This is a genomic window from Dyella psychrodurans (assembly GCF_003363265.1).
GTDB classification, from domain to species: Bacteria; Pseudomonadota; Gammaproteobacteria; order Xanthomonadales; family Rhodanobacteraceae; genus Dyella_B; species Dyella_B psychrodurans.
This window is the reverse complement of record NZ_QRBF01000003.1, coordinates 275,574-299,044: the sequence shown is the minus strand read 5'-3', so window position 1 is coordinate 299,044 and position 23,471 is coordinate 275,574. Positions and strand designations below refer to the sequence as shown.

General features: G+C 58.4%; 22 protein-coding genes. 12 read left to right on the top strand and 10 right to left on the bottom strand.

Annotation, left to right across the window (positions count from 1 at the left end):
* Positions 1-86: 86 nt before the first annotated feature.
* The 4 genes from DWU99_RS10500 to DWU99_RS10485 all read left to right on the top strand — a co-directional run bounded on the left by DWU99_RS10500 (position 87) and on the right by DWU99_RS10485 (position 2,294).
* Entirely contained in the window at positions 87-356 is a 270-nt protein-coding gene (locus DWU99_RS10500; RefSeq protein WP_115477973.1) for an XAC0095 family protein, read from the top strand.
* A 303-nt stretch (positions 357-659) separates the two neighbouring features.
* Positions 660-1,118, top strand: coding sequence for a hypothetical protein (locus DWU99_RS10495; protein ID WP_115477972.1), 459 nt, complete (start codon positions 660-662; stop codon positions 1,116-1,118).
* A 60-nt stretch (positions 1,119-1,178) separates the two neighbouring features.
* A complete protein-coding gene (locus DWU99_RS21330; protein ID WP_267897519.1) occupies positions 1,179-1,313 on the top strand; it encodes a hypothetical protein in 135 nt (44 codons plus the stop codon).
* A 357-nt stretch (positions 1,314-1,670) separates the two neighbouring features.
* On the top strand, positions 1,671-2,294 hold the full coding sequence (locus DWU99_RS10485; protein ID WP_115477971.1) for an outer membrane beta-barrel protein: 624 nt from the start codon (positions 1,671-1,673) through the stop codon (positions 2,292-2,294).
* Between the two features lie 302 nt (positions 2,295-2,596).
* On the opposite strand, the gene DWU99_RS10480 is transcribed toward DWU99_RS10485, so the two are convergent.
* The 5 genes from DWU99_RS10480 to DWU99_RS10460 all read right to left on the bottom strand — a co-directional run bounded on the left by DWU99_RS10480 (position 2,597) and on the right by DWU99_RS10460 (position 6,918).
* The gene (locus DWU99_RS10480) at positions 2,597-3,325 is read right to left on the bottom strand and encodes a hypothetical protein (RefSeq protein ID WP_115477970.1); all 729 of its coding nucleotides are present in this window, start codon (positions 3,323-3,325) and stop codon (positions 2,597-2,599) included.
* Positions 3,326-3,451: 126 nt separating this feature from the next.
* Positions 3,452-4,324: a DUF2971 domain-containing protein gene (locus DWU99_RS10475; protein WP_115477969.1), complete on the bottom strand. Its 873-nt coding sequence runs from the start codon at positions 4,322-4,324 to the stop codon at positions 3,452-3,454.
* Between the two features lie 80 nt (positions 4,325-4,404).
* Complete coding sequence (locus tag DWU99_RS10470; RefSeq protein WP_115477968.1) at positions 4,405-5,211, bottom strand: HEPN domain-containing protein; 807 nt, start codon at positions 5,209-5,211, stop codon at positions 4,405-4,407.
* Between the two features lie 69 nt (positions 5,212-5,280).
* Positions 5,281-5,985 (bottom strand): hypothetical protein, encoded by a 705-nt coding sequence (locus tag DWU99_RS10465; protein ID WP_199535759.1) that lies wholly within the window; start codon positions 5,983-5,985, stop codon positions 5,281-5,283.
* A 363-nt stretch (positions 5,986-6,348) separates the two neighbouring features.
* The gene (locus DWU99_RS10460) at positions 6,349-6,918 is read right to left on the bottom strand and encodes a TetR/AcrR family transcriptional regulator (RefSeq protein ID WP_115477966.1); all 570 of its coding nucleotides are present in this window, start codon (positions 6,916-6,918) and stop codon (positions 6,349-6,351) included.
* 195 nt (positions 6,919-7,113) lie between these two features.
* Between DWU99_RS10460 and DWU99_RS10455 the strand changes: the two genes are divergently transcribed.
* Positions 7,114-7,587 (top strand): hypothetical protein, encoded by a 474-nt coding sequence (locus DWU99_RS10455; RefSeq protein WP_199535758.1) that lies wholly within the window; start codon positions 7,114-7,116, stop codon positions 7,585-7,587.
* 818 nt (positions 7,588-8,405) lie between these two features.
* A complete protein-coding gene (locus DWU99_RS10450) occupies positions 8,406-9,302 on the top strand; it encodes a LysR family transcriptional regulator (protein ID WP_115477964.1) in 897 nt (298 codons plus the stop codon).
* 50 nt (positions 9,303-9,352) lie between these two features.
* Here DWU99_RS10450 and DWU99_RS10445 read toward each other — a convergent pair whose 3' ends face one another.
* The 4 genes from DWU99_RS10445 to DWU99_RS10430 all read right to left on the bottom strand — a co-directional run bounded on the left by DWU99_RS10445 (position 9,353) and on the right by DWU99_RS10430 (position 14,220).
* Positions 9,353-10,879 carry a DHA2 family efflux MFS transporter permease subunit gene (locus DWU99_RS10445; protein ID WP_115477963.1) on the bottom strand — a complete coding sequence of 509 codons (1,527 nt, stop codon included), beginning with the start codon at positions 10,877-10,879 and terminating at the stop codon, positions 9,353-9,355.
* A gap of 100 nt (positions 10,880-10,979) precedes the next feature.
* Positions 10,980-12,209, bottom strand: a complete 1,230-nt coding sequence (locus DWU99_RS10440; protein WP_115477962.1) for an HlyD/EmrA/EmrK family protein — start codon at positions 12,207-12,209, stop codon at positions 10,980-10,982.
* 26 nt (positions 12,210-12,235) lie between these two features.
* Positions 12,236-13,675: an efflux transporter outer membrane subunit gene (locus tag DWU99_RS10435; protein ID WP_115477961.1), complete on the bottom strand. Its 1,440-nt coding sequence runs from the start codon at positions 13,673-13,675 to the stop codon at positions 12,236-12,238.
* 128 nt (positions 13,676-13,803) lie between these two features.
* Positions 13,804-14,220 carry a MarR family winged helix-turn-helix transcriptional regulator gene (locus DWU99_RS10430; protein ID WP_325048470.1) on the bottom strand — a complete coding sequence of 139 codons (417 nt, stop codon included), beginning with the start codon at positions 14,218-14,220 and terminating at the stop codon, positions 13,804-13,806.
* 452 nt (positions 14,221-14,672) lie between these two features.
* Between DWU99_RS10430 and DWU99_RS10425 the strand changes: the two genes are divergently transcribed.
* Both DWU99_RS10425 and DWU99_RS10420 read left to right on the top strand, forming a co-directional pair.
* Positions 14,673-15,113 (top strand): hypothetical protein, encoded by a 441-nt coding sequence (locus tag DWU99_RS10425; RefSeq protein ID WP_115477960.1) that lies wholly within the window; start codon positions 14,673-14,675, stop codon positions 15,111-15,113.
* Positions 15,114-15,342: 229 nt separating this feature from the next.
* Positions 15,343-16,005 (top strand): Rossmann-fold NAD(P)-binding domain-containing protein, encoded by a 663-nt coding sequence (locus DWU99_RS10420; RefSeq protein WP_115477959.1) that lies wholly within the window; start codon positions 15,343-15,345, stop codon positions 16,003-16,005.
* 95 nt (positions 16,006-16,100) lie between these two features.
* Here the strand turns inward: DWU99_RS10420 and DWU99_RS10415 are convergent, their stop codons facing one another.
* The gene (locus DWU99_RS10415) at positions 16,101-16,517 is read right to left on the bottom strand and encodes a MerR family transcriptional regulator (RefSeq protein WP_115477958.1); all 417 of its coding nucleotides are present in this window, start codon (positions 16,515-16,517) and stop codon (positions 16,101-16,103) included.
* Between the two features lie 286 nt (positions 16,518-16,803).
* Here DWU99_RS10415 and DWU99_RS10410 point away from each other — a divergent pair, with 286 nt between their 5' ends.
* The 4 genes from DWU99_RS10410 (at position 16,804) to DWU99_RS10395 (ending at position 23,418) form a co-directional block, all read left to right on the top strand.
* Positions 16,804-17,934 (top strand): efflux RND transporter periplasmic adaptor subunit, encoded by a 1,131-nt coding sequence (locus DWU99_RS10410; RefSeq protein WP_115478184.1) that lies wholly within the window; start codon positions 16,804-16,806, stop codon positions 17,932-17,934.
* 10 nt (positions 17,935-17,944) lie between these two features.
* Entirely contained in the window at positions 17,945-21,115 is a 3,171-nt protein-coding gene (locus DWU99_RS10405; RefSeq protein ID WP_115477957.1) for an efflux RND transporter permease subunit, read from the top strand.
* Positions 21,116-21,140: 25 nt separating this feature from the next.
* Positions 21,141-22,637, top strand: a complete 1,497-nt coding sequence (locus DWU99_RS10400) for an efflux transporter outer membrane subunit (protein ID WP_115477956.1) — start codon at positions 21,141-21,143, stop codon at positions 22,635-22,637.
* Positions 22,638-22,713: 76 nt separating this feature from the next.
* Entirely contained in the window at positions 22,714-23,418 is a 705-nt protein-coding gene (locus DWU99_RS10395; protein WP_233511061.1) for a response regulator transcription factor, read from the top strand.
* Positions 23,419-23,471: the final 53 nt, after the last annotated feature.

The window sequence follows — 23,471 nt, the reverse complement described above, 5'->3', positions numbered from 1 at the left end:
GTTCCAACACTACGTGCAGGATTTTTCCTGTAGCCCTTCGCGCCACGCGCAATACGTGGCGCGACCTACGGTAATGGACTAGGCCCATGAATAACCCCCATCACAACCTGTTCAACGCGGGAAGCTACATGCTGTCCCAAGATCACTACGACGATCTGTGCATGATTCGCGACAAACTTCTTTTGATGGCACAGCTCGCCGGCACCTCGACGACGAACGGCGATCACGACACCCTGCTTTTCATTCGACGCAGCCTGATCGGGCAACTCTTCGGCGATCTGAGCTTTCAGGTTTGCAATGTGTTGGAAGCCATTACGCACACCACACCGCATGGAGATTCCGCGCAGGCACATTGATCGTGAGTAGGTGGAAACAAGAAGCGCAGGGAGATTCACTCAAGAGATGGCAAGTTGCCGCAACAAGTGAGCCTGCCTCGGTTTTTGATGAATAAAGGGCTCTGGAGTAGCCGCGATTTCTCGGACCCCTTCTCTCGGGTGCTTGGGATGTTGCAGCAAGAGTCGTCAATACAGTTCAAAATCATCCAATCAATCGGCGCCAACGATCTTTACACTCGCGGAACGACGTTCAAAGCGCGGCGCGCGGTGCGTCGAGCGTGCCGGCTGTGCCGGCGTTGGGCTTTCCTCTAAAACAAGGAGATGATGATGATGCGTACGTTTAGTAGGGCCGCCCTCGTTCTGGGCTGCGCTGGCACGGTGGCTATGTTTTCCGCTTCCCGCGTACAGGCCGCCGACGCCGATGTGGCTTGTCACTTGAGCTTCAGCCTGTCGGGTTGGTCGATGATCTACAAGCACGCGTCGGGAACCGGCACGGTGACATGCAGCAATGGCCAGCACGCCAATGTGAAGATCACGATCCATGGTGGCGGCCTCACCGCAGGTAAATACCAAATCGACAATGGCAAGGGTGAGATCACTCATGTGCGCGGCATCGACGATGTATTTGGCGACTACGCGCAGGCCAGCGCGGATGCGGGCGCGATGAAGAGCGGTGAGGCTCAGCTGCTTACCAAGGGCACAACCTCACTGGCACTCCACGGAAGCGGAGAGGGCATTGATCTGGGGCTTTCCGTGGGCGCCGTGTCGATCACCAAGCGGTGATTTTCTCGCTTCAAAGAGGCTTCGGCGGCGCAAAGGACAGCACCACGGAAAGGCGTCGCTGTGAAGCTTGAAGTAAGCCTGCCGCGCATCGATGTTGATGTAGCGCAGGAACGGGTCGATACCGTACATCGCGATATCCGCCCGCACTCGCATGCCACGTGCGGCAACGTGGGCGTGCAGATCAAGCTGGTCTGATCTGCACGCAACGGCGATCACGACACCCTGCTTGTCATTCGACGCAGCCCGATCGGACAACGCTTCGGCGATCCGAGCTTTCAGGTTTGCATGTGTTGGATGTCATGACGCACGCCACGACGCATGGAGATGGCGCGTTGGCACATTGATCGTGAGTAGTAAGTGAACCTGGAGCAGTCCCGTTTTCGGGCTCCCGCGCGTCGTTTGCGAAGCGCATCGCTTTCACTGAAAATGCCCGGTCCGCGAGTTTCCTCGCGGTCGTAAAAGTTTGCGCTGCTGAATCGGTGCAAATACCAAAGTGGTCGGATCGTTGCGTTCATTCGTCGACAACAACCCACTCTTTTATCAGGGGCTCCAATGAAAATAGGAATTTCAAAGATCGCCATCGGCGTGGCCGTGGCTATTGCGTCTACGTCGGCCATGGCAGTGGACGGCCAAATCTTCGTCAATGGCGAAGCGGCAGGTCAGGACACCGCTTTCAACAATCTGCGGGACAGGGATCCCACCAGTTGGGCCGGCGCGGTGCGTCTGGGCTATCTGTGGAACGCCCAGTCGTATACCTGGGGCGCGGAAACCGGCTACGTGGATTTGGGTAAAGTGGCCGGAACCAACTACAACCTCGTGTCCAGCTTGGGTGGTCCTTACGACCCCGTCCGCATAAGCGCCAGAACCAAGGGCGAAATCCTGGGCGGCGTTTTCAAGTGGCATGCTGGCGACGCCTACGGCTGGTTCTTTTCAGTGCGCGGAGGCTGGTTCCATTCGCAGACCGACGCACACACGCACGACACGCTCGGTCTGATATCCGCTTCAGCGAGTGCCAGTGGCAACGGCTTTTATGCAGGCGCAGGCGTGGGCTACGACTTCAACCGCCACCTGGGCGTAAGCCTGAATTACGACGAATACCATTCGCTGGCCCCCGGCATCTGGCAGGGCCGCTTCGGCACCAGCGTATACGGCGGCACCCTCGAATACCGCTTCTAAGTTCTACGCAACGACCACCATGCAACGCGGCCGCCATTGTGCGGCCGCGATTGTTTGTGAGGTGTGCTCAGCTATTTCCGCTTGCAGGACTCACGGTGATCAACGATCACTTAATCCGGGACAATGCCGTTTAATCGGTTAGCGGGCAAACGACTGTTCAGCCGTGGCAACTAAGACGAATAGTCATTGAAGGTATGACCAGTGAAAATTTTGGAGCGCTCGTCATGAATAAGGTTAAGAATAGAGGGCTCTGAACCCTTTTCTATGACCCCTTTTCTACCTTTTCTACGTGTTGGAGTCGCCTAGAAATCTTGGAGAGAGTACCAAGACATAACTACTTTGGCTTCCGCTCCGCGGGCAGTATGAAACTTTACAAGGAATATTTGTTCTTTTCCTTGTTTATCGACACGCCAACCATTGCTTTCATCTCCCGAGCCAAGAAGGCTAACTGGATTGTCGTACATGTCCACTCCATTCTTTGCCAGTAGCTTCTCTGCAGTGTCCACGGGCATTTGTGCATCGTGGTCTCCGACCTCAGCCAGCAGTAACTTGTACGCCTTGACACCCGGATTCATCCCGACCACAAGTAAAAGGCGAATACTCTGGCCTGCTTCCAAGGAAATTGGCAGGCTAACGCTCTTTTCGGATTCCGGTGAATGCAGCCCCCCTTTGAGACCAGAATAGAACATCTCGCCGAAGGTGCCTCCGATTTGCAGTACGTCGTATCCGGTGATCGAAACTGTACTGGCTCCTGTGTTCGAAATCAGAATATTCCAAGGAGCGCGAATGCCATCAAAGGGGGCCGGACCGCTCTCCTTATGAATGAAGATTGGCGTATCACCCATTGGCCTACGTGCGCGAATAACGAGCTCATCGTGAAAAACCGCAACCCTTGTTTCGTGGGACTCATAGAGTGAAAAGCACGAAATTAAGATGGCAACAACTGCCGCGATAGCGGCTATCCAAGCAGCTCGGGTTTGACTGTTCGCAGCATCAACGATCTGGGTATTAGACGAATTTTTTTTGGCCATGAATTAATGTAGCTCCCAAAAACGCGGCCTAGTTTACTTGCTATGTGCCAGTGGATGAGCTATGTGGATGGCGGTGAAGCAACCAGTCTTCGCAAAAACGGGACCGCAAAAACGGCACGGACGTAATTAATCTTTCTTAACTACCTCCGTCCCGTTTTCGTCCCGTTTTCGGGGGAAGGACTCCCGTTCCGCCAACTCGAAGTCGAACGTGCCAGGAACGTTTTGAACGCTTCGGACGCGTACGTGCGAATAGTCTCGATGACACAAGATGTCGGCTAGCTTTTCGCGGTCTCCTTCGCGCATCTTGGTGCCTTGGATTACCTCACGCAATGCTTTTGGAGAGAACGAATGGAGCCCTGGACGAGATGTGACCATCCGATACTCTTCCTCGTACCGCCATTTCTCGGATTTCACCAGCAAGTTTGCGTGCATCAGGCGAGAGAGCTGTGAGGTGTAAAACTGATCGCCCTGTTCACGTGGATATTTGTGGTTTTCCCATGGGCGGACGAACTCGCCTATCTCCTTCGTCATTTTAACAAACAGGTCCACGTAAGGAGGCTTCGAGGCGTATTCAACGTCACCCTTGATGAAAACATCCTCGAACTCGAGAAGCTCCGGGTCGAAGCCAAGGCACAGGCCACAGTGGCCTTCAGCGTAGTGCGACCAAAGAAGTGCGTCTGTCGCGACGCGTGAAAAAGATAAAATACCAAGCGACTGAATGAAGTGCTGGAGAGCCTTGTTCAAGCCGATCCGTTTGCCCGTGGTGGGATCGTGGAAACGGTGATATCCATCTAACAAGAAGACCAAGAATGAATTGCGAAGATCAGGGTGATCATCCGACTCGCGCACCAACTCCTTTGCTCGCTCGTACTCCGCCTGAATGTCGATCGAGGAATCTAGAGGATCGTTGAGCTGCTCAGGCGTCGCGAAGAAAAGCTTGCGGCTGAGCAGGAGCTCCCACGTGCGCTGCGCGCAGTCCCGGTATTTATAGAGGAGCATTCGTGATGCCTAATACAGCGGTTCCACAGCGCGCTGAGCGGAGCAAAGCACACCCGCTGGAGCCGCTTGTGTGAAGGCTCTCATAAAACTAGCTCCTCAGCGACAGGCAAGGACTCGGTTTCAATGCACCGTCGCAGCAATCGCTGGAGCAATGCCGCTGAGTTACCAATGAGCTTCTGGGTGTCACCTTTCATCCTGCCGCCATGCACCGCCTTTGATCGAACTTTGTAAAGATCCTTGATCTGTGTGAACAGAACCCTAGCGGCATCTCGATCATTCGGCTCGAGAAATCGTGCCGCGAGAAGGCTGAGTCGAAAAGACAGTTCGCTATCTATGTCAAAAAGGGCTTCGATTCCCGCCCAAAGGAGCGCGAGACGAGGGCGTGGATGAGGATGCCAATGAAATGAGGCCAAACAATGGACGGCGTTCCGAAATATCTCATCCTTTAGAAATGCTCGGGCCTTGACGAAATGTTCGTCGAGCCAAGCACAGTCCTCCTCGGAGGCGGTATGAGGCGCATGGCGCCAGCCGTGGAGATGATGTTGCGTAACGCGAAGCGAAGAGTCGGAATTAACGTCTGCAGCAGAGCACTCGCTTTCGATGGGCCAATCAATGGGGCATGCGAAGACTGCTCCCAACAGCAGAGCATCCCAGCCCGCATTCCAAACGTCGGGGGCGAGATCCTCTTCATTTGCGGACGTGATCCTGAGTTCGCTGGTAATCCTCGGCAGTGTCAACAAGTAGACGGCCGCGTCCTCGGAGCACGTCGCAAGTTTCAAGGCCAGATTATCCGAAACGCCGACCGCCGGTCTCAGCTCAACGGTGTCGGTGAGGTTGACTACGCGGGGGACGCTCAGGCCATTGAGGTAGAGAAAAGAATTCGGCATTAGTGTCCTGGCGCCTTCCAACGCCTGAATTAAGCCGTGCCGCGAAGCTGCGTCAGCTTGAATGAATTGTTAGGCCTGCGCCCACTTGAGGCCTTCCGAGGCTTCTGTTTGCAGAAATGTTTTGAACCAAGACCACTTCTCGTGTGCAGACTGGGGAAGGCCTTCTGCAAGCTTTTGATCCGCCAGCGCTGCATAGTTGGCATATGTTCGCTCAATCTCGCCATGCTGTGTGTTGTTAGGAATGTAATAGTCAAAAAGTCCGTTTACAAAAACTTGGCCATTATCCTGCAAACACATGCGTGATCCACCGTTCCAGCGCTTTGCCGCCGATTCTGATAGAACGATGATAGGTTCATTGCAATTCTGCTCAAGCAGGAACGCCTCTTGGTAAGCGGGGCCAACGATATTGGAGTTGGTGTGCCAAACCTTACCAACAGAAATTCCGCCTCGAATCAGATGCCCGGCTCTGAGAAAATAGTGCGCAAGCTGAATTGCACGCATGACAACCACGGAAAGCCCATCGTAGCTCTGGCGGTCTGTGTCCGTAAGTGGGGCACTCAGAATGATGCAGTCGGAAATATATATGTGCTTCGGTATGAGATGCGCTGCGATAGACGTATCTACACTCGCATCCAACGTCGGAACCGCTGACGAGAGGAGGTCCACCAGCCCCGAGAGCTGCTTGAGTTGCTCATCTCTTTCGACGGCGCCAGCCACGAGAGTCTTGAAACCTAATACATCGATAAACGCGACCGCGCGATCTTCAAATTTCACGAGAGTTCCCATATGCGGCCTATCGCTGGAATTAAGCGGAGGCGAAGCGGTCCGCTTTGAACGAAATGTTAGGTAGCGCTTCGGCTTCTGCGGAGCTTACTGTAGCCCCTTCCCGGAGAGCCGATGTAGTGATCGATTGACCATCGCCCATCTGAAGCCTCAACCAAAACTAAAAAATGTGGGCCAGCTACAACATCAGCGCCGAACCAGGCACAGAGCGCCTTGATTTCTGCGATGTCTAGACCATGCTCCTTTGCGAGCTACGGAAGCATCTCCGAGTATCTCTGAGTCGCGCGCTGGAGGTCATCATGCGGGTTGAACCATAGTTTGGCCAATACTGAAAAGTATGACGAGCTTATGCAGCTACCTCGCTAAGAGCCGCTTGAACTCCAAGTCCACGATATCGGCGAACGTAGTAGGTGTCGCGTAGGCGCGAGCGACTAACATCGCTCCGTAGACCATCGCCATGAAGGCCTCGGCTTCTTGCCGAACGGAATTGCGCAATTGAAAGACGCCGAGCTGCGAGCCTGTGCTCAAGACGGCCTCAAGCCAATTTGTCAACGCGCGAAAATGCGCGCGCACGGCGTCGGCCAAGTCGCTGGGTAGTGTCGGCATCTCGGCCGCGAGCATGCCCGCGACACAAAAAGGCGCCGACGCGTCAGCGATGCATTTTTCCCAATAGCCGGTGTAGGTGAGAAGTTGTTGCTGGGGATCGACGCCAGCGTCAGCGAGCGCTCGTGCATGTTGCTCGATTTGCGCGCGCGACTCGTCCACGACGGCCCGCGCCAGGTCGGCCTTGGCGGGAAAGTGGTGGTGAATGCTCGCCTTGCGCACCTGGACCTGGTCGGCGACGTCCGCGTAGCTGAATCCGTTGTAGCCCCGCGTCTGGATGAGGTAACGAGCCGAATCGATGAGCTTCTGTTGTGTCGTCATGGCGCCATCCTACCACTAGGTAGGTATATCTGAGACACCTAACGATGCCAATTAAGAGCCCAATTTCAGCATTGACGTTGTATCTACCAACTAGTAGGATGGCTCATTCATCGACTAGGAACGCTCATCATGACTTGGTTACAGCAGTTCTATTTTCTTCGGGCCGGCGTAGCCGCTGCATGGATTTCGCTGGTCGTGATCACGGCGCCCGCGTCGTTGGTGCTCGCAGGGGCGTTGCTTGTGCTCTATCCGGCGTGGGACGCCTTCGCGAACTGGCTGGACGCACAGAAAAGTGGCGGCCTCGCGTTCAACAAAGGCCAAACGTTCAACATGATCGTCAGTGTAATCACCGCCATTTGCATGGGCATCGCTGTAAGTCTGCACGGCAATGCGGGTGGCGTTCTGGTGTTTGGTAGCTGGGCGCTTCTTGCGGGTATCTTTCAGTTGGTCGTGGGCATCTCGCGCCGGAAACTCGGTGGGCAGGCCTTCATGATGATCAGCGGTGCGCAGTCGGCGCTTGCCGGCATCGCCTTTATTTACCGATCCTTCCATGTCGCGCCCGGTCTCGTTCAGCTGACTGGCTATGCCGGGTTTGGCGCCTTTTACTTCTTGGCTGCGGCTTTGTGGCTGACCTTCAAAAAAAAGCGCACGGCACACGCCATGTCGTGAGGCTCCTCTTTTGAATACGCAGATTCGGGCGCGGGAGATTTTCCGGTTTGTAATGTGGGCTGTCGTACTCAGCGCACCCGCTGTCCGGTTCTTGATTCGGCCACCTGTGCAATTCGGCGCACAACAAACCAGGAACGAGCGCCAGCAAACGCGATCGTCTCAAGCAGGGCCGTCATCAAGCAGGACGGTTGTTCTGAATCGTTAGCGAAAAAATCGTAATCAGCGAAATCGAACAGGCCGCCGATGTCGCTGCCGTCGTAGACGCACGTTCAAACGCAGAAGATTCCTGCGCCGAATGACTCACTCTCAAGCTGCCGATCAAGGATGGCGAGGCGGTATGGATGTGGATGGGACTAGGGGATATCCACAAGGCGCGCACATACCGCCTCGCCAAAACGGGCGCATAGTACCCAGGCATTACGAAAGGACAAAAGGCTATGCGGAGCTAGAAACCATCGCTGTGTTATCGGTCCAATCTTCGCAAATCATCGTGATGAAACTGGCTAGCCACGGTCGAGACAAGGGAATGCCAACTATTCGTCTGGAGTTGCTTCTCGCTACACATGACTGAAGCAACAGCGGCTCATAGGGAAGAGCTGTTTCGTTCAACGACGCGCGACACCTTTTCATGCCAACCGTCTTAATTGCACGGAAGTTGTTAACTCGTTTATTAAACATGCCGCCGTTGGTTTTCTGCTTTTGAACCCAATCAATTGGCGAGTAATGAGATCAGCTTCGATCTTGCTAACTAATGTAGCGACGAGATAGCGGATGAAAAGTCGCTATAATTTACATTCGGTAGTAAGCGGCATTTATCAATGCGCCCTAAAGACATTGCCTCGTTAGCGGCTTTTTTACAGGTTGCCGAACTGCACAGTTTTCGCGCTGCAGCTTCACGACTGAGCGTCACGCCTTCCGCGCTCAGTCAAACGATGCGCCAACTGGAAGAGCGAATGGGAGTGCGGCTCCTCAATCGCACCACACGCAGCGTATCGCTGACAGATGCGGGATCTCGATTATTCGATGAGGTAAGGCCCGCATTTGGCCAAATTTGTGGCGCATTGGAAGACTTGAATCGAAAGCGCAAGCGACCCACCGGAATGCTCAGGATCTATGCCTCACCCGGGGCTGCCTCTGCCACCGTGTCTCCCGTATGGGAGCGTTTCCTTTCCAATTATCCCGAGGTGCAGTTGGAGCTGCGCATTGACCCGGCACCCGTGGATATTGTCGCAATAGGCTTTGACGCCATCATCAGTCCATTGGATCACCTTGCCACGGACATGATAGCGGTGCGTGCGACAGGGCCGATGAAGATGGCGTTCGTTGCAGCACCAGGCTATCTCGCACGCCATGGGCATCCACAAACGCCTGAGGAATTGCTCAGCCACCGATGCATCCAATACCGGCTTGCGCCGGATCAACCTCTTTTTCCCTGGTCATTCGTTCACGACGTGCGTGCTCAACGCGTTCCTATCGAGGGACGCCTGATTCTAAATAGTTCTGAGCTTGCGATACGGGCCGCGGTGGACGGAGTAGGAATAGTCTATGCCATGGAAACAATGGTGCAGTGTTACTTTAAAACCGGGCAGCTCGTGAAAGTGCTTGATGAATTCTCGCCATCGTTTGACGGCTTTTTTCTCGGGTATCCAAGTAACCGACAGATATCCGCCCCGTTGCGCGCATTCATAAACATGATTCGACATACTTCCGGCTGACTGATCGCACCAGGCATCAAGCAAACCCCGAGCGATGCAGGCTTGCCAGCTCAATGCGCTACGCCGGCGGATTTGGACTTGGCGGCGAACGGTGGTTTCGCAAGCCAGACAAACAGGATAAGCCCCAGGAAAATCCAGCCAAGCGCCTGGAACAATTCGTTAAAGGCGATCTGATAGCTTTGTTGCGTAATCATGCCGTCGAGGATATTTGCACCTCGTTGCGTATCGCCGCCTCCGAGCCGGGTCACGGCGTGCACGATGCCATGGTTATTGGCGGTGATACGTTCTGTCAGTTGCGAATGATGTAGCACCGCGCGACGGTCCCACATGAAGGTGGTGAGTGATGCCGCAAAACTGCCGGCCAGGGTGCGCAGGAATGTTGCCAGGCCTCCACCTGCCGCGATTTCGTTGCTTTCCAGGTCCGACAACAAAATGACTGTCAGCGGCATGAAAAATAGCGCCACGCCCACGCCCATCAGTGCTTGCATGGCCGCCACATGAGGGAAATCGATGTCCAGATAAAAATCTGTGCGGAGGAATGAGGTGATGCTCATGACCAGGAAGGCGATTGACGCCAGCATCCGCATATCAAAACGGGAACCGTAGCGCCCGATGAGGCCGCTGAGCAGCAGCGGTGCTACGCCAAGTGGCGAGGCCGCAAAGCCCGCCCAGGTGGCCGTGTAATTGAGGTTGCGCTGCAACCACTGCGGCAGCAGCAGGTTGATGGCGAAGTAAGCCGAAAACGACAACACCAAGGCCAGCGTACCGAACCTGAAGTTGCGATGCCGCAACAGCCGAAGATCGACGATCGGCTCGTCATCCGTGAGTTCCCAGATAAGGAAGATCGCGAGACTGATCACCGAAATGATGGTAAGGGCTACGATAAAGTTCGAATCAAACCAATCCGCGTCGTTACCCTTGTCCAACATGACTTGAAGGGCACCGACACCGATTGTCAACGTAATGAGGCCCACATAGTCGAAGCGCGGACGCTCTATCGCTTCGACCTTACTCTTCATTTGATGGGCCACTACCATGGCCGCGAAGATGCCGATCGGCACGTTGATGAAGAAGATCCATGGCCAGGAATAGTTGTCGGTTATCCAGCCGCCAAGGATCGGGCCAGTGATCGGTGCCACCACCGCGACCATCGACAGCAGGGACAGGGCCATGCCGCGTTTATCCGACGGATAGATGCCGACCATGAGGCTTTGCGTGATCGGAAACATCGGCCCCGCCACGGCGCCTTGCAGTGCACGGCATACAATCAGCATCCCCATGCTCTGTGCTACGCCGCATGAGAAGGAAGCCAGCGCGAACAGCAGCGTGCACCACACGAATAGTTTCACCTCACCAAAACGTCGGCTGAGAAAACCAGTGAGTGGCAGCGAAATGGCCTGACTGACAGCGAAAGAGGTGATGACCCAAGTGCTCTGATCGCTGCTGACGCCGAGGTTGCCGGCGATGGTTGGCAGCGACACATTGGCAATCGTCGTATCGAGCGACTGCATAAAGATCGACAGCGATAAGCCGATGGTGGTGAGGGCGAGGTTCGGCGGACGGAACTGGGTATTCATGGTGTTTCCGTGGTGCGAATGACGTTTTGAGCACGTACGCTGCCCCTTCTCCGCGAAAGGCGAGGCAGGGGTTTCTGGTGATCGCCGAAAAGCGAGAAAGTCACGGCGCCTTGGCGACAGCGCCTTCGCCATCGGCGCCGACTGACTGCCCCATGTTCTCGTGGATGATTCGCTTGATCTGGACGTTCGCGTCGACGAGATCGTTCTGGTAGACGTCCGTGCTGAAACGCGGTGCGCCGGGCGGTGTGGCCGCGAGCATCAAGCCACCCTTGTCGTGCATGTTCACCTGCGTGTTAAGCGACATGCCGATGCGCAGTGGATACTTGTCGAGCTGCGACGGATCGGTGAATACCACGCGAGCCGGAATGCGCTGCACGATCTTGATCCAGTTGCCTGTGGCGTTCTGCGCCGGCAACAGCGAGAACGCGCTGCCCGTGCCCACACCGAGGCTTTCCACCTTGGCCTTGTACTTCACCAAGCCGCCATACACATCGGCGGTGACCTCCACTGGCTGGCCAATGCGCATGTCGGTGAGCTGCGTTTCCTTGAAGTTGGCATCCACCCACACTTCATGCAGCGGCACCACCGCCATCAGCGATTCTCCCGATTGAACGCGTTGCCCCAATTGCACGGAGCGTGTGGCCACATAGCCGGTGACGGGCGCCACCATCACGGTGCGCACGTCGTCGAGGTACGCGGCGCGATACATCGCGGCAGCGGCCTTCACATCCGGGTGCGAGGCGACGACGGTGTCGTCTACCAGTGCTTTATGGGTCTGCAACTGCTGCAGGGCCGTATCCAGCGCGTTCTGCGACGAGGTGAGCACGTCGCTTGCGTGCGACAGTTCTTCGGCGGAAATCGCGCCGGTCTTGGCGAGATCGCGACGGCGATTGAAATCCGCCTGTGCTTTTTGCAGCGCCACTGTTTCCATCGCGACCTGGGCCTGTGCACCCGATACGGTGCTGTACAAGCCACGCACGCGTCGCACCGTGTTGGCGAGATTTGCCGAGGCGCGCTGCAATTCAACGTCTGCATCGGACTTGTCCAGCTGCACCAACACCTGGCCCTGCTTCACGAAGTCGCCGTCGTCGGCGGTGATGCTCACGACCGTGCCGGCGATGCGTGGAGTGATCTGCACGAGGTTGCCGTTGACGTAGGCGTCATCGGTGCTTTCGTACCAGCGCCCCACGATGAAGTACCACACCGTCCATGCGATGGCGGCGAGTACGAGTACCACCAACAGCAGCCGAAGCAGGATGCCCCGCCTGTTAGTTGCGGGCGGCGCCTGCACGGCGGGCATGCCGGCAGTATTGGAATTGGAACTGGACATACGGATGCCTCGGGGATTATTTGAAATTACCTGGAAGTAAGTTCGGCGCCGGCCTGCGGACGGAAGCCGCCGCCGAGCGCCTGGATCAGTTGCACATTGAGGTCGGACTGCTGCGCATGCAGCGCAGCCATGCGCTGTTCGGCGGCGAGCAGTTCCTGGCGCACGCTGAGGGCTTCCAGATAGCTGCCGATGCCCGCCTTGTAGCGCTGTTCGGCCAGCGTCCATGCATCGTTCGCGGCATCGAGCGCACGTTGTTGCGCGGCAATCTGCTGCTGCATCGAGGCAATGGCGTCGTAGTCGTCGGCCACTTCGTTGACGGCAGACACCAGTGTCTTGTCGTACTGCGCCACGGCTAGGTCGTACTGCGCGTCCTTGCTGTTCAAGTTGGCTCGGCGGCGGCCGCCGTCGAAGATCGGCAGGCTGATCGCCGGCGCCGCTTCATAGAAGCGATTGCGCAGTGAAAACAGGTCGGCGCCGCCGAAATTGATCAATCCCGCCATCGCACCGATGTTCACGTTCGGCAGGAATTCGGTCTTGGCGGAGGTGATGTCCTTGCTGGCCGCTTCCACGCGCCAACGTGCGGCAACCAGATCGGCGCGATGGCCGACCAGCTCCACCGGCAAATTCGCCGGCACGCTCAGTGCTGCCGGCGGCAGCAAGGCCGGGCGAGTAATGTCCTTGCCGCGATCGGGTCCCTTGCCGAGCAGCACGGACAACGACGTTTGCGCCGCGTCGATGGCGCGGTCGGCCTGCGCTTTCTGACCTTGTGCGCTGGCGACTTCCGATTCGCTCTGCTTGAGCTGCATCTGGTTGTCGATGCCGGCTGCGACACGCTGGCGCGTGAGATCGCGCGCTTCGCTGGCGCGTTTCAGTTCCGCGAAGGCGACGTCCTGTTGCGCGTATGCATAGCCGAGCTGCACGTAAGCGCGTGCGACATTGGTCGAGAGCATGATACGTGCGGCCTGCGCATCAATTTCAGCAGCGCGCTGCTGACCAAGCGCGGCTTCCCACGCGGCGCGCTGGCCGCCCCACACATCCAGGTTCCATTTGAAGCTGCCGTAGACGTACTTGGTGGAACCCAGTCGGCCATTGCCCAGCGCCGGGATCGATGTGGGAAGGCGCTCTTCGGCCACGCCGCCGCCCACATTGACGGTGGGTTGTCGCGTGGCATCGACGGCACCAGCATTGGCTTGCGCCTGGCGAGCGCGCGCATCGGCTTCGACCAGGCTCGGATTGTCGTGCAGTGCTTCGGCGATCAGCGCACTGAGCTGCGGATCGCCCAGGACTGTCCACCAATCATCCTTCGGCCAGGCCGCTTCGGACAGTTGCACGTTGGCAAGACTGCGTTCGGCATTCAGCGACGCAGGATCGCTCAGCGCGGCGTTGGGATGCAGCCCGCCACTGGTCGCGCAGCCGGCTAGGGCGAACGTCAGTCCGGAGGCTGCCGCAAGGGTTTGCAGACGCATGGCTTTCAATCTCGGCGTGTAAAGTGAATGAAGCAGCCGGGAAGCTTTCCTGCACTTCCCGTCCGGTATCGGTGCATCAAACCGCTCAAGGCTCAATTCGCGGCGCAAGACAGGTCGCCAGAGACCTGTCAGCTGTTGTTCTTGTCGCGCAATGCGCGCAGTACACGGCTGAGATAGTCGTGCAAACGCTCCCGCTCGATATCGCTCAGCGGAAGCTGCGCCGCTTCCAGCACGCGCTCGTTACAACCCGTCAGTTGTTGCCACAGCGCATGTCCGTCTTCGGTGAGCCTGATTCGCATGGCGCGTCGGTCCTGCTCGTGCCGGCCGCGGCGCAGATAACCCTTGCCCTCCAGCTGGTCGAGCTGGCGCGTCATGGCCCCAACGCTCAGCTCCACCGCGCGGGCGAGTTCGGTGGCGGTCATCGCGCCAAACATGGCCAGGTGCTTGATGATCAGGAACTGGATGAAACGGAGGCTAAGACCGTTGGCGGCGATTTCCGCCTCAATGCCGCGCACCATTTCGGTGCGAACGAAGTAGATCAGCACACCATGCGTCTCCTGGGTGGAGAAAGAGTCATCTCAACAAAGCCGTTCAAGCGAATGGCCGGCCACCGCGGCAACGTGGGCGAAGCGAACCGCGATACCAATGAGAGGGGCGAGGCGACGTGAATGCGGGAAGGGGAGAAAATAATCACATTCGAGTTGCCAAACGCCGCCTCGCCAATGCGAACGAAAATTTGATTGTCATCAGATCGCTTGAAACCCGCTTCAATATCAACCATGCCAACGAATGTAACGGTGCCATGTCGAAATTAAAGTCGCTGAAATTTTCATTCGGTATTAAGTGACACTAAGCAATGCATGCGCATTGCGTGCTGTACAGTCAGCCAGGAATGTTCATGTCTTCAAGGCGACGCCGCCATAACCCAGTTGTTATGCCAGGCATGAACCCGTGCCGCCCTGCAAGGAACGGCCTTTCACTCCATAACGAGGTAGTCATGTCCGTTACGGCGAAAACCGGGGTTCCACTCGATGTATATAAGGCCAACCTGCAATTTGCATTGCGTACGAGCAAACTACTGAAAGAATGTGGGCAATGCTGGATCTACACCTTCGGCTACATGGTCGGCGAGAACATCGAAGAAACCCAGGAAGAGATCGATAAGATTGCCCGGAACGATGATCCGCAATCATTGACAGCGAATCCAGGCGAAGCTTTGATGCGTCTTGCGCAGGCGCATGTAAGCAATGCGCAATCCATGGCGCAGGTGGCCATCACCAGCCACACCCTGTTCGTGACCGGGCTACGGGATGCGTTCCAAATCTGGCAGCACGATACCGCCAAGGCGATGGGTCATTCGGAGGCGATGTCATCGTTTCACGCGGCCATGAACGCCCTTTTCAGCGAACTCACTGCAAAGAACACCCATGAAGGGTGAACGTGTGGCTCTGGTAACCGGGACGCTTGTCTTAGAACCGGAAGCAGCATCGCCATGAACGGTGGACATTGCATGTGTTGAGCATGTGTTCCGCATGCCCGAAGTCATTGCCTGCCACGGTAGTGTCCACTAACCACCAGCCTTTCTTTGAGCTCGCTCAGCGCTCGTGCGAAGGCGATAGCGAGTACTTCGTAGTACATGATCGCTACGAAAAGCTCAGGAGTACTGCATGAAGATCATTTTCTTTGGTGCGACAGGCATGGTGGGAAAGGGTGTCCTTCGGCAGTGCCTGCTCGATCCGGACGTCGAGGCGGTTCTTTCGATCGGCCGCAGGTCGTGCGGCGTCGCACACCCGAAGCTGCATGATCTTGTCTGCGATGACATGTTCGACTTCAACGTGGACCCGGACGAATTGGAAGGCTATGACACGTGCTTCTTTTGCCTCGGCGTTTCTTCCGCGCGCATGAGCGAGGCCGAATATAGGCACCTTACGTACGACCTCACGATGGGTTGGGCTCGCGCATTGGCACGCAAGAATCCGGCGATGCGATTCCTCTACGTCTCCGGCATGGGTACCGGCGGCAAAGCCATGTGGGCACGCGTGAAGGGGCGCACGGAGAATGATCTTCTCGCGCTTTTATCCGAGGCGTTCATGATCCGGCTCGCTGCGCTGCGCCCCATGCATCGCGAGCGCTCGAAGGCACCGGGCGGTAGCGTGCTGCTTAGTTTGCTGTCGCCGCTCTGGCCGATCTTCCAATGGCTCTGGCCCAAGGGCGTCATCACCACCGAAGAGCTGGGGCGCGCGATGATCGTCGCCGCACGCAGGGGCGCTTCCGAGCGGGTGTTGGAGAGTGCGGATCTAGTGGCCCTGGGGCGGCACGGAAATAAGTAATCCGTGCATTTGCGCGGATTTTCGATTCACTCTACCCAGTTGACCGACGACAGTCGGATCGTTGGCCGATTGCCGACTCAAGAATTGAAATCACCTCATGGAGAGCAATCGGCCGCATCGGCCGCACATTGCCTCAAATCGATCTTCAACTGCTCGAGTTCGGCGATGCGCTGATCGATGCGCTGCTCCCATAAGCGCGACAACGGCTTCCAGTTTTTCCCGCACGGCAGCTCGTTCGCCGCCACCTTGGCGAGGTGTCCGGCGATTTCCTCCAGGCTGAATCCGGCGCGTTGGGCCAGCGTGATGTAGTTGATGCGCTGCAGGACCACTTCGCGATAGCGGCGATGCTCACCGCTGCCTTGTCGTTCGGAGGCGATCATCCCGAGCTTTTCGTAGTAGCGCAGCGTGGACGCAGGCACGCCACTCTGCTGCGCCACATCGCGGATGCTGATGAGCTGGACAGTGCGAGGCAAGTCGCGGGCGCCAGCCTTCGTTTTTGGGGAAGCGGTCATGGGGAAGATTTTCGTGGTTACGCATTCATCGTGAACGGCCTACGCAGTTCGCGCAAGGGTGCGCGGTTTGGAGCCGCGTCACCGGCTGTGGCAGGCCATCCTGCCGGAAAAATGGGTGCACGGGCACTTGACTTAAGTTGAAGTCAACTTCAATATGATATGAAGTTGAAGTTAGCTTCAATATAGAGCTGGTCCGCGTTTCTGGTCAAGGAGATGCTTTGTGCCTTACTTCCCGCATAAGCGCGTGTTTTTGCGCGCTAGTTATCCCGTCTTTGCCGTCGCCTTGATGGCCGCCATGCTCGCTGCCTGCGACAAGGGCGGCGCGCAGGCGGGGGCGATGCCGCCGGCCGAGGTCGACGCGGCTCAGGTTGTTATCAAGCCCGTGCGCCAGTGGGATGAATTCACCGGCCGCATCGCCGCCACCGACGCCGTGGAGGTGCGCGCCCGGGTCAGCGGATACATCGAGCGCATCGCGTTCAAGGAAGGCGACGAGGTGAAGGCTGGCGATCTGCTGTACGTGATCGATCCGCGCCCCTACCAGGCCGCCTACGACAGCGCGGCGGCGCAACTCGAACGCGCGCATGCGGCAGCGCAATTGGCGCAGTTGCAAGAAGAGCGCGCACAAACACTCATCACCGCGAAGGCGATGTCACGCGAAGAATTCGACACGCGCCACGCGGACCTGGCCCAGGGCAATGCCGACGTGCGCGCCGCCCAGGCGGCGCTGGCCACGGCCAAGCTCAATCTCGGTTTCACCGAGGTGCGCTCGCCGATTGCCGGGCGCGTCGGACGCGCCATGCTGACGGTCGGCAATCTGGCCCAGGCCGACCAAAGCGTGCTGGCCAGCGTGGTTTCGCAGGACCCGGTCTACGTCTACTTTCAGCCGGACGAGCAGACCTATCTGCGCTACGCGGCACTCGCGCGCAAAGGCCAACGGCCACACTCGGCCAATCCCGTACGTGTCGGGCTGGCCAACGACACGGGTTTTCCGTATTCGGGCACGGTCGATTTCGTCAATAACCAGGTCGACTCAACCACCGGCACGATCAATCTGCGCGCGGTGGTGCCCAATCCCAATCGCGTGTTCATCCCGGGCCTGTTCGCGCGCGTGCAGTTGGAGGGCAGTGCCGAGTTCAAGGCGATGCTCGTCGACGACAAGGCGATCATGACCGACCAGGACCGCAAATACGTCTATGTGGTCGGCCCGAAGAACGAAGCCTTGCGCAAGGACATCACGCTTGGCGGCTTTGCCGATGGTCTGCGCATCGTCGAGTCGGGACTCGCGCCGAACGACAAGGTCATCGTCGCCGGCATGCAGAAGATCTTCTTCCCGGGCGCACCTGTGAAGGCTAGCGACGTGGTCATGGGGGCGCCGCTGGCACCGCCCGCCGCGCTGTCCGCGATCGCGGCGAAGTAAGGACGACGCCATGGATTTCTCCAAATTCTTCATCGATCGCCCGATCTTCGCGGCGGTGCTGTCCATCGTGATCTTCGTTGCCGGCCTGATTGCGATCCCATTGCTGCCCATCAGCGAATACCCGGAAGTCGTGCCGCCGACCGTGGTCGTGACCGCGACCTATCCGGGCGCCAATCCCAAGGTGATCGCTGAAACCGTCTCGGTTCCGTTGGAAGAGCAGATCAACGGCGCCGACCATATGATGTACATGAAATCGGTGGCTGGTTCCGACGGCGTCCTGCAGATGACGATTACGTTCGAGCCGGGCACGGATCCCAATCAGGCGCAGGTCGATGTGCAGAACCGCGTCGCCCAGGCGCTATCGCGCCTGCCATCGGAAGTCGTCGCGCTCGGCGTGACCACGCAGAAGCAGTCGCCGACCTTCGCCGTGATGGTCACGCCGTACTCTCCGGACGGCCGTTACAACGCGCTTTACTTGCGCAACTACGCCAACATCAAAATCAAGGACGAACTCTCGCGCTTGCCCGGCGTCGGTCAAATACGCATGTTCGGCGGCGGCGACTATGCGATGCGCGTCTGGCTCGATCCGAACAAGGTCGCCTCGCTTGGCCTGACGGCAGGCGACGTGGTGCGCGCGATCCAGGATCAGAACATCCAGGTCTCGGCCGGCCAACTCGGTGCCGAACCGATCAAGGGTGGCAGCGATTCCCTGATCGAAATCAATGCGAAGGGCCGCCTGGAATCGGCCGAGGAGTTCGGCAACATCGTGCTCAAGGCCGATGCCAACGGCGCGGTTGTGCGCCTGGCCGACGTGGCGCGCATCGAACTGGGCGCCAGCGACTACACCTTGCGTGGCGCACTCGACGGCAAGTACACCACGGCGATCGCGGTGTTCCAGTCGCCGGGCGCGAACGTATTGGCCGTGCGCGACGAAGTGATCGCGAAGATGAACGAGCTGTCCAGGCAGTTCCCGCCCGGCATGACCTACCGCTCGGATTACGACAGCACGATCTTTGTGCGCGATTCGATCAAGGCCGTGGTGCACACGCTGGGCGAGGCGATTGTGCTGGTCGTGCTGGTGGTGATCCTGTTCCTGCAAACATGGCGCGCCTCGATGATTCCGCTGATCGCGGTGCCGGTGTCAGTGGTGGGCACGTTCGGCGTACTGTATGTGCTCGGCTTCTCGATCAACACACTGACCTTGTTCGGCCTCGTGCTGGCCATCGGCATCGTCGTCGACGACGCGATCGTCGTGGTCGAGAACGTCGAGCGCAATATCGAAGAAGGACGCACGCCGCTGCAGGCCGCGCACCAGGCCATGAAAGAAGTGTCCGGGCCGATCGTGGCCATCGCACTGGTGCTGTGCGCGGTGTTCGTGCCGATGGCTTTTCTCAGCGGCGTCACCGGCACCTTCTATAAGCAGTTCGCGGTGACCATCGCGATTTCGACCGTGATCTCGGCGATCAACTCGTTGACCTTGTCGCCGGCGCTCGCGGCCAAACTTCTGCGCGGGCACGACGCGCCCAAGGATGCGATCTCGCGTGGGATCGAGCGGGCGTTCGGCTGGCTCTTCGTACCATTCAACCGCTTCTTCAAATCAAGTTCCGAAAAATATCAGGGCGCCGTGTCGCGCATCCTCGGGCGCCGCGGGATGGCGTTCATGGTCTACGTGGTTCTGCTCGTGGGTACTGGCGTGATGTTCAACACCGTGCCGCGCGGCTTTATCCCAACCCAGGACAAGCTGTACCTGATCGCCGGTGTGAAACTACCGGAGGGCACCTCGATCAGCCGCTCCGACGCGGTGGTAAAGCAAATGGTCAAAATGGCGCTGGATACCGAGGGCGTTGCGCACACGCTTTCGTTCGCGGGCCTCAACCCGACCCAGTTCACCAACACACCTAACTACGCCATCGCCTTCGTCATTCTGAAGAAGTTCGACGAACGCCACGTCAGTGCCAAAGAGATCGCCGGCGCGATCCAGGCCAAGCTCAACACCATCAAGGAAGGCACCGCCTTCGTGATGATGCCGCCGCCCATCCTCGGCCTCGGCAACGGCGCTGGCTATTCGCTATTCGTCGAGGATCGCGCAGCCCGCGGCTACGGCGTACTGCAGCAAGGCGTGGGCGCGTTGCAAGGTGCGTTGATGAAGGAGCCGGGTATGGGCTTTCCGTTCTCGGGCTATCAATCCAACGTGCCGCAGCTCGACGTGGATGTCGACCGCGTCAAGGCCAAGAGCCAGGGTGTGGCATTGAGCGATCTGTTCGAGACCTTGCAGGTGTATCTGGGCTCGAGCTACGTCAACGACTTCAATCTGTTTGGCCGTACCTGGCGCGTGTACGCGCAGGCCGAGGGCGACTATCGCAAGAAGGTCGAGGACATTGCCAATCTCAAGACGCGCAACGCGCAGGGCGAGATGGTGCCGATCGGCTCGATGGTGAACATCAAGCAGAGCTACGGTCCCGATCCGGTGATCCGCTACAACGGTTATCCGGCCGCCGATTTCGTGGGCGAGGCCAACCCGGCTCTGCTGTCGTCCGCGCAGGCGATGGACAAGATCACCGAGGTTGCCAATAAAGTGCTGCCGAACGGCCTGAGCATCGAGTGGACCGACTTGAGTTATCAAGAAGCCACCCAAGGAAAGGCTTCGTTGCTCGTGTTCCCGGTCGCCATTTTGCTGGCCTTTCTCGTGCTCGCGTCGCTGTACGAGAGTTGGGTGCTGCCGCTCGCGGTCATCCTGATCGTGCCGATGTGCATGCTCTCGGCGTTGGCTGGCGTCAAGCTGTTCGGCGGCGACAACAATACGTTCGTGCAGGTGGGTCTGGTGGTGTTGATGGGACTGGCCTGCAAGAACGCGATCCTGATCGTGGAATTCGCGCGCGAGTTGGAATTCCAGGGCAAGGGTATCGTCGAGGCCGCGCTCGAAGCTTGCCGCCTGCGCCTGCGCCCGATCGTGATGACCTCGGTCGCCTTCATTGCCGGCACCATTCCGCTTGTGCTCTCGCACGGAGCCGGTGCCGAGGTGCGCTCTGCCACCGGTATCACCGTGTTTGCCGGGATGATCGGCGTGACCCTGTTCGGCCTGTTCCTCACGCCGGTGTTCTACGTCGGCCTGCGCAAGCTGTCCGGTCGCAGGCTGGTCCATCACGGCGCTGCGAGCCTGGCGCATGGTTTGGACCATTAAACGATTTCCTGGAGAAGCAAACCTCATGCGCAGCACAACACTGTCCATGCTGATCGCAGCCAGCCTGATCTTGGCCGGCTGCGCGGTCGGCCCCGATTACCATCGTCCGGACCTGCATGCACCCGCGCAATACGCACGACAGGAAGCAGCGCCGGCATCGAGCAGCGCTGGCATCGCCGAGCCGAATCCGGCCGAAATGCAGTTCTGGCAGGCGTTTGACGATCCTGAGCTGACTCAACTCGTTGAACAGGCACTGGCCGCGAACAACGATCTGCGCAGCGCACTGGCGAACTACGACCGTGCCGCCGCGCTGCTGCGCGAGGCCAAGTTCGACTTCGTGCCGACGATCACTGCCAGCGCACAGGGCGGTCATCAGACACTGAGCGAGTCACAGGTCATACCAGGTACACCGCGATCATTCCGCAGCTACGACGTCCAGGCCAATGCGAGCTGGGAGCTCGATGTGTGGGGCCGCGTGCGCCGCGAAGTGGAGTCTGCGCGTGCAGACACTGCCGCCAGCAGAGAGGATCTTGCTGCTCTGCAAGTGTCGATTGCGGGCGAAACCGCAAGCACGTACGCGCAATTGCGCGGACTGCAGGAGCGACTGCGCGTGGCGCGCGAGAACGCCAACAGCCAGCGCGAAACCTTGGAGCTTGTCGAGGCACGCTACAAAGCCGGCAGCGACACCGACTACGAGCTTTCGCTCGCGCGATCCCAGCTCGAGACCACTTCTTCACGCGTGCCCGCGCTTGAAGCTCAAGTAGCGGTGGCCGAACATCGCCTCGCCGTGCTGACCGGTCGCCAGCCCGAGGCGCTGATCGCCGAACTCGATGTGCCAAAGCCGCTGCCGGCCCTGCCTGCGAACATTGATCCGGGCACGCCGGCCGACCTGATTCGTCGCCGTCCCGATATCGCCGCGGCGGAAGAGCGCTTGCACGCGGCAACCGCGCAGGTTGGCGTTGCCACGGCCGACTTGTTCCCGAGGCTTTCCATCAGCGGCCTGATCGGCACGCAGGCGCTCACTCATGGTGCGCTGTTTCAGGGTGGCAGCGGGATGAACTCGGCATTCCTCGGCATTGACTGGTCCTTTCTCGACATCGGCCGCGTGCGCGCTCGCATCGATGCGACCCGCGCCGATGCGGCAGGCTTGCTCGCGCAATACCAGCAGACGGTACTGCTCGCACTGGAGGACACCGAGAACGCGCTGATCCGCGATGCGCGCACACGCAGCGAAGATGCGCAGCTCGAGCGCGCCGCGCGCGACAGTGCGGAAGCGGCGCGGCTGGCTCAAGTGCGCTATCAGGCGGGAACGATCGGGCTCTACGAAACGCTGGATGCCGAACGCCAAATGCTCTCCGCACAAGATGCCGCGGCCGACAGCCACACGCGCAGCGTCACATCCGCGATCGCGTTGTACCAGGCGCTGGCCGGAGGCTGGCCGCAGAAACTGCCAGACGCGGAAAAGCCGTCCGCGACCGAGGACGTGGACGCGACTAAACCGGTCGCCATGGCTATGCGCTGAACGTAGCGTGCAAGTCGCATCACGAGGATGCGACTTGCGTTGGTGGCGCTTTATTTCGTGGAGTCATGTCGTGACGATGTCGCGCAATTCATTCGACCGTCCCTCGTCGGTGTGCGTACTACTTTTGACGGGTGATACGCCGCTTCGAGACTGGGCGTTGGGCCCGACGCTGGAGCAATTTGGCTTCGACGTAGTGAAGGCCGGGTGTGTCATGGAAATGTATGAGGTCTTCGAGAAGCGATTGCCCGACATTGTCTTGTTGGACATATCGCTTCCTGATAGCAACGGCTTCGCCGTCGCTCGAAAGCTTCGTACCGAGCGGATCGATGTTGGAATCGTCATGGTAAGTCGACCATTGAAGCGGGCGGACTTAGTCCGAGGTCTCAGGGAGGGCGCCGATGCATGCCTCTCGAAGTCGGTCGATGACGACGTACTGGTGGCAACGCTTTATAGCGTTGCACGCAGATTGAGGTCCGCAGCACCTGCGGCCGTTGCGACGTGGAGCTTGAGCTCCGATGGGTGGCTTCTTCTATCGCCTGCGGGGGCTGGCGTGAAACTCAACGAAATGGAGCGACAATTTCTCGGCATCCTCATGAGAAAGCCTTATGAGATTGTGTTGAGAGATTCCATTATCGCTACGCTTATGGACGGTGTTATTGAATTCAAACCGCATCAGTTTGATTCGATCATTCAACGTCTTCGCCGTAAAGTGATTCTTTCACTTGGCGAGCCGCTCCCGCTGGATGTCGTGCGTGGAGCCGGGTATGTGTTAGCCATCTGACACTGCCCGTCTTCCAGTTGAGTGCACTTCGAACAGGCCGACTGCTCGAAGTG

Coding starts and splice junctions, on each gene's coding strand:
- DWU99_RS10395 (WP_233511061.1), top strand. CDS start 22,714: ATGTCGCGCAATTCATTCGACCGTCCCTCGTCGGTGTGCGTACTACTT.
- DWU99_RS10450 (WP_115477964.1), top strand. CDS start 8,406: ATGCGCCCTAAAGACATTGCCTCGTTAGCGGCTTTTTTACAGGTTGCC.
- DWU99_RS10435 (WP_115477961.1), bottom strand. CDS start 13,675: ATGCGTCTGCAAACCCTTGCGGCAGCCTCCGGACTGACGTTCGCCCTA.
- DWU99_RS10425 (WP_115477960.1), top strand. CDS start 14,673: ATGTCCGTTACGGCGAAAACCGGGGTTCCACTCGATGTATATAAGGCC.
- DWU99_RS10440 (WP_115477962.1), bottom strand. CDS start 12,209: ATGTCCAGTTCCAATTCCAATACTGCCGGCATGCCCGCCGTGCAGGCG.
- DWU99_RS10495 (WP_115477972.1), top strand. CDS start 660: ATGATGATGCGTACGTTTAGTAGGGCCGCCCTCGTTCTGGGCTGCGCT.
- DWU99_RS10400 (WP_115477956.1), top strand. CDS start 21,141: ATGCGCAGCACAACACTGTCCATGCTGATCGCAGCCAGCCTGATCTTG.
- DWU99_RS10480 (WP_115477970.1), bottom strand. CDS start 3,325: ATGGCCAAAAAAAATTCGTCTAATACCCAGATCGTTGATGCTGCGAAC.
- DWU99_RS10410 (WP_115478184.1), top strand. CDS start 16,804: ATGGCCGCCATGCTCGCTGCCTGCGACAAGGGCGGCGCGCAGGCGGGG.
- DWU99_RS10415 (WP_115477958.1), bottom strand. CDS start 16,517: ATGACCGCTTCCCCAAAAACGAAGGCTGGCGCCCGCGACTTGCCTCGC.
- DWU99_RS10445 (WP_115477963.1), bottom strand. CDS start 10,879: ATGAATACCCAGTTCCGTCCGCCGAACCTCGCCCTCACCACCATCGGC.
- DWU99_RS10420 (WP_115477959.1), top strand. CDS start 15,343: ATGAAGATCATTTTCTTTGGTGCGACAGGCATGGTGGGAAAGGGTGTC.
- DWU99_RS10405 (WP_115477957.1), top strand. CDS start 17,945: ATGGATTTCTCCAAATTCTTCATCGATCGCCCGATCTTCGCGGCGGTG.
- DWU99_RS10475 (WP_115477969.1), bottom strand. CDS start 4,324: ATGCTCCTCTATAAATACCGGGACTGCGCGCAGCGCACGTGGGAGCTC.
- DWU99_RS10470 (WP_115477968.1), bottom strand. CDS start 5,211: ATGCCGAATTCTTTTCTCTACCTCAATGGCCTGAGCGTCCCCCGCGTA.
- DWU99_RS10460 (WP_115477966.1), bottom strand. CDS start 6,918: ATGACGACACAACAGAAGCTCATCGATTCGGCTCGTTACCTCATCCAG.
- DWU99_RS10500 (WP_115477973.1), top strand. CDS start 87: ATGAATAACCCCCATCACAACCTGTTCAACGCGGGAAGCTACATGCTG.
- DWU99_RS10485 (WP_115477971.1), top strand. CDS start 1,671: ATGAAAATAGGAATTTCAAAGATCGCCATCGGCGTGGCCGTGGCTATT.